Annotated in this window: 9 protein-coding genes; 4 read left to right on the forward strand and 5 right to left on the reverse strand. The window is 59.9% G+C overall.

What is annotated here, in order from left to right:
* Positions 1-149 precede the first annotated feature (149 nt).
* The 4 genes from LB565_RS16895 (at position 150) to LB565_RS16910 (ending at position 8,528) form a co-directional block, all read left to right on the forward strand.
* The gene (locus LB565_RS16895; protein WP_224585898.1) at positions 150-1,622 is read left to right on the forward strand and encodes a PLP-dependent aminotransferase family protein; all 1,473 of its coding nucleotides are present in this window, start codon (positions 150-152) and stop codon (positions 1,620-1,622) included.
* A 235-nt stretch (positions 1,623-1,857) separates the two neighbouring features.
* Positions 1,858-6,231 (forward strand): hypothetical protein, encoded by a 4,374-nt coding sequence (locus LB565_RS16900; protein ID WP_224585900.1) that lies wholly within the window; start codon positions 1,858-1,860, stop codon positions 6,229-6,231.
* Positions 6,232-6,689: 458 nt separating this feature from the next.
* Positions 6,690-8,045: an RWP-RK domain-containing protein gene (locus tag LB565_RS16905; RefSeq protein WP_224585902.1), complete on the forward strand. Its 1,356-nt coding sequence runs from the start codon at positions 6,690-6,692 to the stop codon at positions 8,043-8,045.
* 285 nt (positions 8,046-8,330) lie between these two features.
* A complete protein-coding gene (locus LB565_RS16910) occupies positions 8,331-8,528 on the forward strand; it encodes a hypothetical protein (RefSeq protein ID WP_224585904.1) in 198 nt (65 codons plus the stop codon).
* Positions 8,529-8,556: 28 nt separating this feature from the next.
* On the opposite strand, the gene LB565_RS16915 is transcribed toward LB565_RS16910, so the two are convergent.
* The 5 genes from LB565_RS16915 to LB565_RS16935 all read right to left on the reverse strand — a co-directional run bounded on the left by LB565_RS16915 (position 8,557) and on the right by LB565_RS16935 (position 16,927).
* Entirely contained in the window at positions 8,557-8,985 is a 429-nt protein-coding gene (locus tag LB565_RS16915; RefSeq protein WP_224585905.1) for a type II toxin-antitoxin system VapC family toxin, read from the reverse strand.
* On the reverse strand, positions 8,969-9,601 hold the full coding sequence (locus LB565_RS16920; RefSeq protein WP_224585907.1) for a DUF433 domain-containing protein: 633 nt from the start codon (positions 9,599-9,601) through the stop codon (positions 8,969-8,971). The genes LB565_RS16915 and LB565_RS16920 overlap by 17 nt, the downstream gene beginning before the upstream one ends.
* A 202-nt stretch (positions 9,602-9,803) precedes the next feature.
* Positions 9,804-10,559, reverse strand: coding sequence for an HNH endonuclease (locus LB565_RS16925; protein WP_224585915.1), 756 nt, complete (start codon positions 10,557-10,559; stop codon positions 9,804-9,806).
* Between the two features lie 7 nt (positions 10,560-10,566).
* Positions 10,567-12,546 carry a chromosome segregation protein SMC gene (locus LB565_RS16930; protein ID WP_224585918.1) on the reverse strand — a complete coding sequence of 660 codons (1,980 nt, stop codon included), beginning with the start codon at positions 12,544-12,546 and terminating at the stop codon, positions 10,567-10,569.
* On the reverse strand, positions 12,530-16,927 hold the full coding sequence (locus LB565_RS16935; RefSeq protein WP_224585919.1) for an Eco57I restriction-modification methylase domain-containing protein: 4,398 nt from the start codon (positions 16,925-16,927) through the stop codon (positions 12,530-12,532). The genes LB565_RS16930 and LB565_RS16935 overlap by 17 nt, the downstream gene beginning before the upstream one ends.
* Position 16,928: the final 1 nt, after the last annotated feature.

Below are 16,928 nucleotides of genomic sequence, written 5' to 3' on the forward strand. Positions count from 1 at the left end.
AGTTTGGGTTCCTCGCCCCCACAAAGTGGGGGAGAGGTGGCTCGGCGAAGCCGAGACGGAGAGGGGGAGCGCCCTACGCGATTATTCCCTGCCACGAGTCAAAAGCGCATCGTCACCCGCACCTCCCCTCCAACGCGAGGGCGTAACCCATGCGTCCCCACCCCAAACCCCAGGCCTTCCCGCTCGACATGCTGGCCGTCAACCGCTCGAGCCCCGAGCATCTCTCGCGCCAGCTCTATCACGGCCTTGTCGCCATCATCCGCAGCCGCGCGCTTCCCCCCGGCTCGGAGCTTCCTTCCACCCGCGCCTTGGCCGCCGAGCTCGGCCTTGGCCGCAACACCATCGTGGCCGCCTATGACCAGCTGATCACCGAAGGCTATCTCGCCAATCGCCAGGGCGCGCGCCCGGTCATCGTCGACCTGCCCGAAGGCCCGCGCGAAACACCGGCCGAGGCGCCGGCCGTGCCGCTGCGCGCACCCTCGCTGCGCGGCCAGCAATTGCTCAGCCAGCCCTATCACCACGGCCGGCCGGGGCACGTCGCCTTCCACCCCGGAATGCCCGATGCGCAGAGCTTTCCCTTCGGCGTCTGGGGCCGGCTGGTCGCGCGCCGCGCCAGCCATGGCGGCGAGACGCTGTTCGGCACCTATGACGTCACCGGCCACCCGGCGCTGAAGGAGGCGATCGCCGGCTATCTCTATTCCGCGCGCGGCGTGCGCTGCCGGCCCGAGCAGATCGTCATCACCACCGGCGCGCAGGCCGCCTTCGACCTTCTGGCGCGCCTGCTGCTAGACCCCGACGACACGGTGTGGATGGAGGAGCCCGGCTATTACGGCGCCAAGGCCGCTTTCACCGTGGCGGGCGCAAGGATCCTGCCGATTGCGGTCGACCAGGAGCGCGGCTGGCGGCTCGACCCGCCGGACCCGTTGCCCCGCCTCATCTATGTGACGCCGGCCTGCCAGCATCCGCTCGGCATCACCATGCGCATGGAGGAGCGGCTGCGCCTGCTCGACATCGCCGAGACCGCCAATGCCTGGGTGATCGAGGACGATTTCGACGGCGAATACCGCTTTCAAGGCCGCCCCGTGCCGGCGATCCAGAGCATGGACCGCTCCGGCCGCGTCATCTATGTCGGCACCTTCGCCAAGCTCCTGTTTCCGGCGCTGCGCCTCGGCTTCATGGTGCTGCCGCAAGAGCTCGCCAGCCGCATCGTCAACGCGCTCTCGACCACCGGCCAGTTCGCGCCGCTGCTGCTGCAGGCAGCGCTCGCCGATTTCATCACCGAAGGCCATATGAGCCGGCATCTCAAACGCATGCGCCGCATCTACGCCCAGCGCCGCCAGCTCTTCCGCGACATCGTCACCGAGCGCCTGCGCGACGAGATCACGCTCTCCCCCGCCGAGGCCGGCATCCAGGTGGTGGGCTATCTGAGGGCGGGCATCGACGACATCAAGGTCAGCCAGGCGGCGGCGAAGCGGGCCATCAACGTCTCGCCGCTGTCGAAATATTTCCAGAACACGGCGCCGACGCAAGGGCTGGTGCTGGGCTATGTGGCGTGCGATGCGGCGCAGATGAGGGACGGGGTGGAGCGGCTGGCGGCGGCGATAGGCGAGGTGCTGGGGTGAGTGATCCAGTCGCTGATGTGGTTGGGAAATGGCGCACCAGAAGACATTCGAACTACTGCTCCCTCAGCATTGCTAGGCAATCCTCACTCTATCGGGTCATTTTCATTTGCTGAACATTTGCGATTGTAGGCATCGGCAACTAACGCCTCCGTTCTTCGGATTCGCAGACTCAACCGGCGGAATGCTAAAGTAGGATGATGCTGCACCGATTCCTTTTGAAGCTTGAGCGTTAGCAATGAACGCTCTTCCACCCAATCAACTGCAAGATGGCTATGTCGATCTTGATAGGCATTTTTCGCCGCTCCCGGAGTCTGTGGAGTTGGGAGATGACTACGAGAACCGCATTGCTTATGGTCTGTCCCCGCCGTCACGCTGGGCGGATCTCTTAAAAGAATACCGCGTGATTATCCTTGCCGAAGCTGGCGCCGGGAAAACGGAGGAAATCCGCCATACAGCGATAAAGCTCCGCGACGAGGGTAAGGACGCTTTCTTTATCCGCCTTGAGTACCTACCCGACGGAATCGAAGATGCGTTTGAAGGCGGGCAGACTGGAAACTTCGATGAATTCCAGCAATGGAAATCGTCCCAGGGCGAGGGCTGGATATTTCTCGATTCCGTCGATGAGGCCCGATTGGTCAGCCCGCAACGCTTCGAACTCGCCATTCGTGTCCTCTCGAAGGCTTTGGGAGACGCCGTCTTTCGTGCGCGTTTCTACATCACGAGTCGGGTATCGGAATGGCGGCCCAAAGCTGACCTGACGCTGGTAAACGCCAAGCTGCCTTTCGTGCCGGCTCCAAAGAAGACCGCGACCGCCGAGGTCGATAATATCGAGGAAGCCGCCGTCGACCAGATAGTAGCTGGGAGCGCGGCGAGGATATCAAGCACAAAAAAGGAACCGCAATCCGCGAAGATCTTTTCGCTGGCCCGGCTTACAGAAAAGCAAGTCAGGATATTCGCCGCAGCGCGCGGCCTGACGGATCTCAACGCATTTATCGATGCCATTAATCGGAATGCCGTCGATCTTTTCGCTTCGCGGCCTCGCGACCTCGAAGACCTGATCGATTTCTGGCAGAAGCACGGCCGCATTGGCTCACGGCTGGAGTTGATCAAGGCCAGCGTCGAAGAGAAGCTAAAGGAAGCCGACCGCAATCGCGCCGCATCGCAACCGCTTTCTTTCGATATGGCTTTGGAAGGAGCGATGCTACTCGCGGCCGCTGTTACCTTCCAGAAGGAACAGCGGATATCCGTTCCCGACAGCTATCACCGAAACGATGGCATCGTGGTTTCGGACGCTCTACGCGGATGGACGGATGCACAATGCAGGGCGCTTCTCGCCCGGCCGATCTTCGACGAGGCGATATACGGATCTGTGCGATTTCATCATCGCTCGGTGCGCGAGTACCTGACTGCGGCATGGCTTAGTCGGCTGCTTATGGAAGGCAACTCGCGCCGCCGCATTGAAAATTTGTTTTTCAGACGGCAATACGGGATGGATGTCATCATTCCGTCGATGCGCGGTATCCTGCCGTGGCTGGCGCTTCTCGATGAGCGGGTTCGCGAGCGTGCTTATTCTGTCGCCCCCGAACTCCTAATCGAGGGCGGCGACCCGTCGCAATTTCCGCCGGAGTTTCGAAACCGGATCGTGAAGGTGATTTGCGAGCGGCAGGCAGGCAAGGAGGCTGCCGACTATTCGTTTGATATTGGGGCCCTGCAACGCTTTGCCAATGCCGATATAGGCGGGACGGTAAAGGCATTACTCGCCACTTACGCCGACCATTCCGAAAACCGGAATTTGCTTATGCGGATGGTCTGGCAAGGCCAGATCAAGGAATGTTTCGACGAAGTCTATGCCGCGACTGTAGATGAAAGTGCCGGCATTTACACCCGCCTGGCCGCGATGCGGGCCATGGCTGTGATCGCCGACCCGGCGAATATTCGGCGCATGATTGATCAGATGTTGCCGTCGCTGAAAACGGCTGATCACCGGATTATTGGCGGGTTGATCGAAGAGTTCGGAAACAGCGTCGTCACCGTTGACGATGTTCTGAAGATTCTGAAGCAGGTTGATGCGCCGGAGCGCTTTTCCCATCCCGGTTTTGTTGGCGCGCTCGCTGCCTTCATCGATAGAAACTCAGTCGAGCAAAACGCTGCCCTTATTCACGGAGTTGGCGAATTGCTGCGGCAACCGCCCTACGAACCGGGACGGCACTTCAAAATTTCCGCTCGGTACGCATGGCTTGTGGAACATGCAGGGCATGCCTGCGAGAAACTGATCGTTGAGCGCAGCGATCACTGTCTGAGCGAAGAAGCCCTCACTGTTCTGCGTCTCTATGCGTTTGAAAGCACCTACCATGGCAGCTTTACCTTTGGGAAAGACCTAGGCGCCATCGTTCCGAGATGGGCCGCGCTGAATGACGCGCTTTTCTGGCACGAAATTGCAGTAGGCCGTCGCGACGCCGAAGCCAAAGGCGAGCGTTTGATTGATTGGTGGCGCGCGGCAATGCTTCGAGAGTTCGTCGCTTTTCGCGCAGAAGATTTCACACGCATTGTCGGCTACATCAACGAACGGCCTCTCTGCGATGATAAACTCGTCGCGTTGTCGCTGGCATTCACCCTTTATCGGGACAACAAGCGGCCGAGACCCTGGCTCGGAAAGTTGAAGAAAACGATACAAGGGAACGCTGAGCTCGAAGCTCGCCTGCACACGTTCCTGCATCCGCACCCGGATCCGGATGGAAGCCGATGGAAGAAGCAGGATCGGGAATTTAAGCAGCGGCGCAAAAGGCGTGAGGCTACCGAAGCCAAGCGGCATGCAGGCTGGAAGCAATGGCTAAATGATCATCTTGTCACTCTGCGCGACGTCTCCGTTGCCAAGAATGGCACTATCTGGCAGGCGCAAGCCTATCTTCTCGACCGCCTGCGTCATTCGGGAAAGGAAAATCTAAGCCGCTGGGCTTACAGCAACTGGCGCGATCTGATTCCATCTTACGGCGATCACGTCGCCAAGGCTTTCCGCGACGGCCTATTAGCGTATTGGCGCGAATTCACGCCCAAGCTGCGCTCGGAAGGGATCGAGAATCCTGCCAGCGTCCCGTATGCCGTAGTTCTGGGACTATGCGGTATCGAAATCGAGGCAGAGGAAGTTCCGGATTGGCCCGCCAACCTCACGGCGGATGACGCGCTTCGCGCCGCACGCTACGGGGTTTGGGAACTCAATGGCTTTCCGACTTGGATGGAAAAACTCTTTCGCGCGTTCGAGCCGCAGGTTCGGTCGGTGCTCGCCAGCGAAATCGCCTGGGAGTTGGATCAGCCGGTGACGGAACAACGGAACAGCTATGTGCTTTCCGATGTCGTCTGGCACGGCACCTGGGCCAAGGCGGCCTTGGGCAGAACGGTCTATGATCTGTTGAAGCAGAAATGCCCCGCGAGTGTGGACGTCCTGCGCGAATGCCTGCAAATCATCTCGGAGAGCACAGATATCCCCAACATTGAAATTGCCATGCTGGCAGAGCATTGGACATCCGATTTGGGTGATATCGAACTGCGCGCAACCTGGTTCGCTGCGTGGGTCTCAGTTTCCGGAGTTGACGGGCTTACGGCCTTCACCAAAGCGATCGACGGTATGGAGAATCAGAATGAGGCCCTGGCATTCTGCATGCGGTTCGCGGTGACGCTCACTGGAAACCGGCGCTATAATATGGGCGCCCGTCAGAGCTATATGAATCCGTCGGTGCTGAAGGATCTCTACCTAGTTCTGCATCGCTACATCCGGGTCGACGAGGACATTGAGCGCGCAGGGAAAGGCGTTTATTCGCCCACGATCCGCGACGAAGCACAGAATGTGCGCAACCATGTCTTTTCGCTCTTGCAAGAGATGCCCGGCAAGCTTTCCTTTCTCGCGCTCAAAGAAGTCGCCGAGAGCCACCCGCTCGGGGAGTCGCGGCCGTGGATGTGGCGACATGTGCGAAAGCGCGCCGAACTGGATGCCGACAGCCCCGCATGGACATCGACCGATGTGGTGTCATTCGCACACACGATCGAGCGCCGGCCGCAGAACCATCGCGAATTGTTCGAGCTCGCGACGCTGCGCCTTCTCGACCTTAAGGACGAGATAGAGGAAGCAGACGACAGCATCGCGTCAGTTTTGCTTAAAGTCGAGAAAGAGACCGAGCATAGGAACTTCGTAGGTAAATGGCTTAGGGACAAAGCTGATGGAAAGTATTCTGTCCCACAAGAAGAAGAGTTAGCGGATACGAAGAAGCCTGATATCCGCGTTCATGGTGTAGGATTTGATGCGCCGCTGCCGATTGAGGCGAAGATTGTGGATAATGACTGGACCGGCCCACAGCTTTTCGAGCGCTTGGAGAACCAACTCTGCAACGACTATCTTCGTGATGTTAGGTCTAATTCTGGCATTTTTCTGTTGATCTATCGCGGAACCAAAACCACCTGGGAACATCCAACAAGCAAGCAAAAGCTTTCCTTTGCGGAGCTTGTCCCGGCCCTTCAGGGCTTCGCGGATGGCCTTATAGCCAGTCGAGCCGACATTGAGGCTATAACTGTGATCGGCATTGACCTCACTAGGCGAGCCGCGCCGAAGCGATTTTGATGATTACGAAATCTCTGAGTTTGGCTCCGCCTTTGCACAGCGGCAACCGCATTCTGGCGCGCCGCGCCGGGTGATGATGAGAACTACGTCTACGCTATAGCCCTCCTTTAAGCCGGTTCGAATACCGCGTTCAAATCCTGTCCCCGCAACCAATTTTATCATAAATCAATTACCGTCCCGGTCTAACCGGGGCGGTTTTTGCGTTTTGAGAGGAATGCGGACTTCTCATCCCCCGGCCGTCGCATTCCGGCAGTCACATGCTGGGAAGGCAGTAATCTTCGGTCGTGTGGAGAGCAGCTAGCCAGGGGCCGCAATGAAAGCACTAGGGTCCTCTGTCGAACTCTCTCGTGTCTCGCCCCATCGATCCTCCTGCACGCTCAATGGCGCGGTCGCGCCATCGCTTTTTTGAAAGCGATCCCCATGAGTGACATATGGGAGGACCGGCAAGAGGCACATGTATGACACGACGAGAATTCTCCCGCGAAGAACTCTTCGCGATGGTCTGGGAAAGGCCGACCAGCGAGATCGCAAAGGAACTCGGCATCTCCGATGTGGCACTCGCCAAGCTTTGCAGGCGCCTGCAGGTCCCTAAGCCACCCAGAGGCTATTGGGCGAAGGTTCAGGCAGGAGGTGGTTCCCGGCGCCCACCCTTGGGTGCCTTCCGCGAAGAAATCGATCGGCGCCGGCGTGAAACCGCGCGCATCCAAGCAGCCGGAGCGCTCTCTGATCTTCAACGGCAATTCTACAACGCCGCGATAGCTGACCTGAAGGCGCAAGGCGTCGACGCTGCTGCGGTTACCGGAAACAGGCTCCCGAACCTCGCTCCGGACCTCGCGGCACAGCTTCTGCTGCTGATCCAGAACCGCGCTCACGAGTGGATCAAGCAGGCAAAGATCGATGCCCGCTGGAGTCACTCGCTGCAGGGAAGCGCTGCCAGTCTCGTCGGAAAGCTGCTTCCATTCGCCCGGCCCCAGCTTCTCATGTTTGAGAGCGAGCAAAGAAACCGGTGGTCGAGCGGGAATGGTCCCGCCGTTCTTGTCCGCCTCACCGCTCCCTTACAGGAACGGATTGCCTCCCTGGTACGCATGGTCCGAGAACACCAGCTCCACCATGTGGTGATGCCGCTGACGTCAGCTGACCATTCCTGGTCTGCCCGCTACATCCACACTCCGGATTCGCGCACGTTTCTGGATAGCACCCTCTGCATCTCCGCCTCAGAGATTTGGGTGCAAAGCACGCGACGTGCCTGGAGAGAGGAAGATCGGCCTGAGCGCATCGGTACCGCAAGATTGGCGCTGCGCGAAATCATGCCGATCGACTACATGCCCACTCGTGAAGTACCCCTGCCTCCTTCCATCACGAGAGCGACCGTTGCGCCGTACCGGGGGCGGCTCCAAGCACTGATGGACGCGGAGCAGGTTTGCGAAATGCTTTCTGGAGCGGCGCGCGCGATGGAGCGAAACGTGCCCAACGATACCCTCGCGCTAGCCGACAGGATCTGGTTCGGCGCCCACCGTCCGTTTCGGTCGGCCCGCGATGCCTGGTCGCGAATCGAAGAAGAGCTGGATCAATGGGAGACGGAGCTCGAGGTCGAACGCTCGGCAGTGGCAAAATCAATCCTAGGGATCGATATCGGTGATATCGTAACCGGGCAGGTTCAAGGCCGCATTGTCCGCATTTGTGTAACGAGCACGGCGGTCTACTCTAGTGAGAAAGGCATCGTCTTTGCGGTCGACGGAACTCGCTTCCGGAAGGACGGCACGCTCGGCAAGCAACAGGACGCGATCAGGCTGTACTTTGCAAACGACGTGTAGACCAGCCTTGCATATCCGGGACGGCAACCCGCTGTCGTGCTGCGCCAGCTGCTGTTATGATTAAGCCTTGATGCTTCTTCGTAGTTGAAGCTACGTCTCCGATGCCTGTTGACTGGTCGGACGAACAGAATGACGCAATCGTCGCGGACTATTTCGGTTCTACAGCGATCTCAACGGGTGAAGCCCTGGCACTGACGGGTGCGATGCTGGGGCATTCAAAACTCACACTCGACAGCTATCTATGCTCACGTGCAAAACGATCCCTCGAGGCGTGCCGCTAATCGAGTGGCCAAGAAAATCGCCGCTGCATTGGCGGGTAAGGCAGACCCTAGCAGTCGCCGGAGCGTCAAGTCGAATGCGCGGCTGACCGAGCTCGGTGGGTTTGTTGCAAGCCTTGCCGATCGGCTGAAGGCCGAAGGCATCGACAGCGCGCGGGCGCGGCCCATTATGGCCGACGCGATGGCCGGCATAAGTGAAGGCTGAGCACCCCGCATGACTTCCCTATTAAGGCTTACGCGCCCGACCGGCGTAACGCCTTGAAGGGATCGAGTAATGTCACACCACGCCCGTCAAAATCCTTGACGTTGCGGGTGACTACCACAAGGCCATGTTCTCGCGCGGTCGCAGCGAGCCCCGCGTCGTCAATATGCTTTTCGCTTACAGCCAGCATCTCGCCCCAGGCTGTGGCTACAGGCCGGTCAATCGGCAGAATTCGACCCTCGAACGCATCGAAGATCAACGAGATAGCGGCTTCAAGCTCATCCGCCGCCTTGGGCTTCGTCTTCCGCAGGTTGGCGACACCTTTGACGATCTCACGCACTGTCAGGGCGCTAATCGCCAAATCGGCGTCATCGACGCTTTTCAGCCACGTAGCCACATTCTTGTGCGGGACGGTCTTGCCGAGTTCGCGCAGGACATTGGTATCAAGAAGATATTTCATTAAATACGCCGTTATCAGGCATATCGAGCGCCTCCAACCCAGCTCCCCGCAAGGCTCGTTTGACGCTGGTGCGCGGAAAAGGCCGCCCGACCTTGGGATAGGCTTCCGCGTACGCTTTGGCTGTTTCGACATCTTCGCGCGCGAGTGATGGATACTCCTCGAGTACCTGTTCGACCGATGCCCCTCCATCAAGTAGTGCGGAAATCCTATAGACTTCGACCTGTTTGCCTTTCAGTAACGGCTCGCCATCGGCCCGGAAGTCAACCGCTCCGGCCAATGCAGCGAGATCGGAAGTACGCTGCTTAACCTCTCGAACTAGGTCGCGAACGGACACGCGGAATCTGCCAAATCGCACTTCGTCGCGCAGTTCGAACGGTGTTTGCTGGAGCGCCTCATAAAACTCGCCGCGTGCCTTGGGCGTGAGTTCATCACGTAAAGCGCGCACGGCATAAAGATAAAAGAGATCGCGCCATTCGATTGTACGCACAGAACCGCTGGCGCCTGGCACCAGTATTGGGCGAACGGGCCCAACATCAAGAGATTTCTTTATCGAACGCACTGGTTCGCGCAGGATAAACGCTGCTTCGGCGGCGGTGAACTGCGAGATTTGAGCCATCTTGATCCCCTAACATGACCCCAAAGATAGGGTCACATTGGTAAGCCGTCAAGGATGACCTGCCGACGCGCTGATCGTCGAAGCGTATTGCCGGTTTTCAGTAGCGGATCCTCCGGCCGCCACACATCTCCAATGTTAGGCTGGTGAGAAATTGCTCCCCTAAGACCCAGCTATAGGTCGCCGTGCCCAATCGGGACGCACGTTATGGCAAGGCCCTCGCCCGCTCACGATGACGGGCAAGCCGCCGGCGATGCTCGTCAGTCAGCGAAATCGGTGAATTCCAGCGGAGCTCGCCCCGCGCCTGCTCGCTGAGACTCGGCGAGAACTCGGGCCTGCCCTGGTCGTCGAAGGATACCAGCGCGCGGTCGAATGCGGCGTCCCACAAGGCCGAGAGGAGGAGCCCGTTATGCACGTCGAGCCTTTCCGCGTCGGTCCCGCATTCCGCCCAGGGGATGATGTGAGAGGCACGAAGTAGGGCTACGTCGGCGATGCCGGTAAGCGGACAGCGGCCCTGCCAGTAGTCCATCAGACGGGCCCGGAAAATGTCCTGGCCGATCCGCTGTACGACAAGACGCTCAGTCTCGGTAGTCCGCGGCAGATTGGCGACGCGGGTTTCAAATTCGCGTAGCGGCGCGTCAGGGAGGCTGATGCCAAGCGCGTAGACTCGATCGAGCGCAGTGTAGAGTTCGCGCAAAGTCGCGAAAGCGTAACGGGCTTTGCCGGGGCCTTGCACATCAGCCGAGGTCAGTTCGAGCTCAGCGACTACGCCAGCATGGTCTACAGCGAGAAACCATCGCCCGTTGGCGCTCTCCGCGGCCAGATAGATGACGCCGTGGGCCGTAGTGGACGCAAATGCTCGCCATCCTGCTTCCTCGCCCAGAACACGACGAAAGCCGTTCTGCGAGGCGGCCTTCTCGCATTCCTCGCGGACCACAAAGGACTGGGGCGTCTCAATCATCGCCCACCTACAGATCGCGCGCCATCAGACGTTCCGGCCCAGGCGCTCCCTTCAGGGTCAGTCTCAGGCAAGGATCGCAGCGGAGGTCATCGGGGGGACGAGTGGTGGTCGTCACGATGTACTGAAAAGCCGTTGTTCCTGTCATCTCCTCAAGTTCGCGCATCAGGCGGAACAGCTCGTCATAGATGCTCAGGCCGAGATCGGCCTCACGGGGGCTGTCGTGGACGAGGAATGCGGGCAGGCGCGTCGCGCCCTCAATGCTCAAACAGAGGCAGGCGAGGTCGAAAGCCAATACCTTCAGGGACTCGATGGCGGCTGTACGGCGATCACCATCGATATCGACGGTCAATTGCAGCCTATCGCCGCTCAGCGTCACGGCTCCCTTCGCATTCTCGTTGACCAGGCGACGAATGATAGCTGAGAATTTCTCCGTTATTCGACCGAAGGTCAGGCCCTGCTTATCGCGAAAGGCCGCAAGCCGCTCCCGTTCCTTAGTCAATCTGTCCTCAAGGTTGCGCAACCGCTTTTGCACCTCATCTCGCTCGGTCGATAGCTCGGAAAAGCGCTCGACCCCTTCCCTGAGTCGTGTCGCGGCCTGCCAGGCCGACGCACGCGTGTCGCGCGCGCTTTCGATTGCTTTAACGCGCTTCTCGGCCTGCTCGACCCGCTGGCGCGCGATAGCGGCGGCAGGCTGAAGGGCCTTCAGCCTGGCTTCCAAACCATCGATCTTTTGGTTCTGATCGCCAATCTCCTGACGCTTCGCGGCGAGCCTGGCTCTGCATTCCGTCTCATTGTGCAGCTTGTGGGACAAACCGCATTCCTCCGCGAGCGCCTTGTCAATCGGCACCTCACAGATCGGGCACACCTGACTGGCCGCATTCTCCGCCGCCGCTGACAGACTCGGAATTTCGCTGGAGAGCAGAGTCAGGACGTGCTTCTCCGCCGGTATCTGCGCCTCCAGGCGGATGCGCTCTTCGTCGGTGCGCCACAGTTCTTCGCGGGCTTCCTGCGATCCCTTTCGGGCTTGCCCAAGTTCCGCGGTGTCGCCTATCGGAAGCTGAGCGGCCGCTGCGAGCCGCTCATCGGCTGCCTTGCGAAACAGCTCCAGCAGCAAGGGCATCTCCGGCACGGTTTGTCCGGCAAAGCCAAGTTGATCAATCAATCGATCGTGACGTCTGCCGCGATCCCAATCGAGGTACGACGCTTCCCGCTCCGTCGTGGCGACTTCGGTTCGCAGCGCTTCCTCCTGCCGCCGCGTTTGCTGCTCCTCTTCGGTGATCGCCAGAAGGAATGCCCGAAGCGCTTCACGCCGAGGCCCGGTTTCACGCCCGCTTGCCGGGAGCGGTGCATCGGAGCCGGATGCCGGCGAACGCCAGTCGAGAACGTCGTCGAAGCGGCATTCCTGATCGCGGGTAAGCCAGGCGAGAGCGATCGGCCATGCCTTTTGGTCCGGCTGGAGGCGAGCCAGCGCCGCAACGCCAGGCGTCACGATGGCCTCCTCGATGGCCTCGACCAGCGGGTCGATGCTTGTCGTCGCGCCATCGCCAGCGGCGATCTCATCAAGGTTGCCGTCGGCGATCGCCACATGCCGGCGCCGGATGCCCAGTGGCCGCACGACAGCCCAGCACACGTTGTCAAGCACCACCTCCGCGCCGACGATGCCATTGGGAAAGGCGAGCGCGATGCGTTCCCGTTGGGTTTCGTCGGCGAAACGCTGCTCGCCGAGGCAGTAGCGCAGCAGGCGGCAAAAAAGGGTTTTGCCGCTTCCGTGACCTATGGCGCGCACGCCGCCAGCGCTGATGTCATCGAAGCCGTCTGGAGACCAGACGATGTTGAGTCCCTGGCGAAGCTCGACGTCGCGGATCTTCTGCCCCCCTGGCGCTTCCCAAATCGCCAGACGGCGCACCCAGAGGCGTGGCCCATTCAGGCCTGCCGGGACGGTTAGGCTGAGCTTCGGGGGAGCGAAGATCTCATGCTGCTGAGGCATGCGCGATCCAATCCCGAACCTCGTCCGGCATTGATGTGACGGTCGCATTCAGGTCGAGCGCAGCCAGTGCTTCCAGTACGAATCCTGCCCGGCCGTCCGGCCAACCGGCGGTGTCGAAGGCATCAAGGCCAGGCCCTGGCACCCATGTTCCCGCCGATAGGTTTTCAATCAGGCGCCCATTGCCGCGATGGTTGGAGACGGCGGCACCCCAGCCTTGATTGGTGCGCGCTGCGAAGCCGACCACATTGCCGGTGCGTGGATGTGACTCCTGCCCGACCAGGCGCCGCCACTCCCTTGCCCGTGCTTCCGGGAGCAATGGCGTCAGAAGGTGCGGTTCCAGCATCATTGCAGCGGCGAGACGGATGGTCCGGCTCGATGTCGGCCCGTCGATCGCCTTCAGGATCGCAGTCAGGGCAGCGCCGGCATCATTCGGCTGCTGCGCTGCGCGCATCCAGGCTTCGTCGGGGAAAGTAACGAGAGCCGGCTGTTGGACGGTTGGCACTGCAGCCGCGATCTGGCCCGCACCCAGTCCCAGATTAACGAATGTCCCGTCGGCCTCCATCCGGTCCCAAGCTTCGAGCACAAGGCGGCGGGTGCGGTATTCGCCGAAATGGCGCACTTCCTTCTCCTTGAGCACACGGAAAGTCTCGGACGGGTAGTCCGGCCCTTTCACATCAGCGGGATCAAGGATGTAGCGCAGTTCGTCGCGATCGAGCCGATAGGCGCGGGCGTAGAAGGCGTCGAGTTCCGCGCGAAGGCCCGCGCGGCGATCTTCTTCCCAGACGAAAGGTCGGCCTTCATAGCCCAAATCCCGGGCGAAGGGAGCCAGTGCGTCGGAAGTGAAGGTGAGCTCAAGCACACGCGGCGTGATAAAATCACTTGTATCTGAATCGAAGAAGCTTGGTGCAAGAAATGGGAATTGATCAACCATAAATGTGTTAACATTCATGGCAGGTACCTTTTGACGAACCGCATAGTCGAAAACAAGAGAGTTGGCGTTCGATATCATGCAAGCAATCTTATCTATCGCATGATCTCCAATCGTCAGAACTGTTGCGCTATTTCCAACGCCAGATCGAGGGATGATGGAAGAAACATACGTTCTCTCGTTGCGCGAGTCCGAAACGTTTCGGTAAACGTATAGCCAATCACGATTCCAGTTCCGGTTTTTCAGCCGCTCGCTAACCTCTTGTCTGTCTACGTAGAAGCGCGGAGACGGCTCGAACAAATTGTTCTTTTTCGAATGATCAGTCGAATCCTCATTCGATTCAGCAGCGCTTGCCCAGCGATGGTCAAAATGCCAAATCATCTTCGCCTCGTACAATGGAAGCGCTTCTTTGCAGGGTTCGGAAGAGAAAAGCCCACTGTCTAACGTCATATCGAACATTCTCAGATAGCTTGCCTCCCATGGGTTTTCGCTCGTCGACCTAATCACAAGCGGGCGGCCAACTTCATAAATTTTCCGCAGCAACACCAGATCATGACGCGCCCTGAGCACTGGTAGAGTCTTGGTGTTTGGATTAAATATCTCGATATCCGAGGCGCTCAACACCAACTCCTTCTCAGGATTATGGATGTCATCTACTGAGAGCGCGAAAAAGCACAGCGAAATTTCATCCGTCGGCTGACGTGATACACAGAGTATTGCAAATTTATGCTTTGTGTGTAGGCCTCGAAAGAATCCGCCCCTATTTTCGAAATCGAAGAACGCCTTTACCAAGCCATTCTCGCTCAAATCGCCGAAAAATTCAGACGTGGCACTCTCTGTGGCGATCCCGCTTGGAACAATCATGCCTAAAAGGCCGCGCCGACTCAGAGCTCGGAAAGCGAATTCTGTGAAGAGGGCGTATGTATTCAAATCTCCCCGCCCAGAGAGCGGATATCTATCCGCCTCTCTGAAAAACATAATAGATGCCTCCGAGGTTCTCTTTGCAAAAATATAGTCATTGTACAAACTGCGCTCTGGTGAACCCACCGGCGCCTGCACAAGGGCGGCAATTAAAGCTTTGCGCTTAGCGGCGGTCGGAGCACCTGCTATTTCTGTGCTTCGGCTGGCGAAGAATTCAATGTCTTGCAGCTTTGCGCGTTCCCAGGGCGGGTTCCCCAGCACCGCATCGAACCCTCCCCTTAGAACGACGTTCGGGAACTCCAGTGGCCAGTGGAAGGCACGCGCTTCGCGAGCAGTATCAGCCGCTGCACCAGCCAGTGGTCCGAAGGGTTGCGTGCCTCGCAACCATTCCCAAAGAGTGCCCGATGTCGGGACCATCTCCGCCCCTCGGCGCGGCATTCCGTCTGGTCCTGCATGGGGGCCGCCTCTCTGCTTTGGAAGGAGAAAGGCCGAAACGTAGAGGTCGCAGGCAGCCTCGAGTTCCCACGCCGCCGCCCCTTTTGCGGTTAGTGACTGCAGTCGGCTGGCTTTGGCCTCAATTCCTTCGACGGTGTCCTCTGGCATCGCGCGCAGCGCTTCGAAATCGTTCAGCAGGTCGCGGGCACGGTTGAAGCCGAAGCCCTCTGCAACTCGGGCTTTTTCCGCTTGTTCACGCTTGTTCTTTTGCCCGTAGTGTTTCGCTACTTCCTTGTCGTCGCCGGTAAGCGGCTTGTAGGCAGCGTCCGGAATACCCGCATCCAGCACCTTCAGGTCGAACACGCCAAGCAGCGCGTCACCGCAACGAATCTGCGCGTCAAAGAAGCCGAGTGGCAAGCCGGGGTCCACCGTCTCGATCCACAGCGCGACCTTGGTCAGTTCCACTGCCATCGGGTTACGATCAACGCCGTGGATGCAGTTGCGCGCTACATCGCGCAGGGCGTGCCGGAAGTCCGCGAGAGATGGGGTGCCCTCCGCGCGGATACGCGCGACACGCGTTGCGATACGGCGCGCCGCCGCCAGGAGGAAGTGACCCGAGCCGCACGCTGGATCGATGACGGAAAGCTTCAGCAGCGCGGCGGCCGGATCCGCAGCCTCCGTCTCGGTCTTGTCCAGCACGGGATCAAGCGCAGTGTCCAGCAGCGCCTGAACCAGACTGTCCGGCGTGTAGTAGGAGCCGGTTGTCTTGCGCTGATTTCCCTTCTGCTCAGCGGCTTCCGAGGCAAAGTGCAGCGTCTTCCCGTCTTCGCCGAGTTGCGGTTGCAGCTCCAGCAGCGATTCATAGACCGAGCCCAGTTCCTCGGTTTCCATCGCCCGCCAATTTACCGGCACTACGCCGGACTTGTCTGAAAGCCAGGAAAGCCGGTAGAGCGCCTCCATGAAAGCGCGGTTGCGCAGCCGCACCGTTTCCAGATGTGGCAGCATATCGGCAGCGAACAAGCCGCCCAGCGCCGGCAATCCCAGCGCTGGCTGGCCGTGAGCCAGGGCGCGGAAAACGATCTTGATGGCCTCGAAACGGTCGTGGTGCTTGTCCCACGAGGCCGCTCGGATGCATTGCGCGCGCAACGCCGCGAGGCTGTAGCCTTCGACGTAGAGCTTACGCGCTTCCGGTTTGGCGATGTCCGGGTGGAGCAGATTCCGGTCTTCGGCCACCATGAGGAAGATAAGGCGATAGACGAGGCGCAGAAGCTCGTTGAACCATTCGGTCAGGTTGACCTCACCGGAACGCAGCCGGGCCGCGAGATCAGGGTTGGCTTCCAGGAAACCTGAACCGAGAACTTTCAGCGCCACTTCGACCTGGCTGGCCAGCCGGTCGCGCGCCGCCTCGCCCTCACGCGCTCCGGCGTCGCGCCAGCGCTCCAGCACACAATCCGTCGCTGGCGTGCCAGCGGCGCCGAAACGGGTCCGATGGATCAGCGACCAAAGGACCGCGAAGGAGGCCGCGTCCTCGTTGGTGAAGATCGCTGCAAGGTCAGCTTCGATATAGGCGGGGCGCGTCAATGACGCGTTGTCCCGCATCAGGCGGATGACCGCGCCGTTTGTCACCAAGCCCCAAAGTGCGGCGTCACTGTCGTTGAGATAATCCTGAAGCGCAAAGGCTGGCGACCGCGAACGATCCGTCGAGAGCGTCGGGCTGCGCCGGTCGAGCTTCTCTTCGGCCGGCGGCACCACAACGACGGGCACGCGCCCGCCGGCCAGGAATGCGACAGCGCCATCGGCCGGGGCGAGATCGTCGAAGCCGAAGGTTTCGGCCAGGAAGGCGCGCGCGAACCGCCGCGTCGCCTCGGCCGAAGGGTTGTGTAGCTTCGCGAAAGCATCGAAGTGGGACTGGCCAACACGGAAGGCAGTCGAAATTTCCTCGCGGATCGTCAGCCCCTTGCGGATACGGTAGTCCGCTTCGGTCTGCTCGGGGGCCTGCCGGCGATCGATGCCGGCGATCATGGCTGGCGCGATCAGGTTTCCCTCGAGCGTGAGCGACGGCCAGGCCGACATATCGGTGACGGGCTTGCGCGCCATA

Source organism: Mesorhizobium sp. CA14 (assembly GCF_020165195.1).
GTDB lineage: Bacteria > Pseudomonadota > Alphaproteobacteria > Rhizobiales > Rhizobiaceae > Mesorhizobium.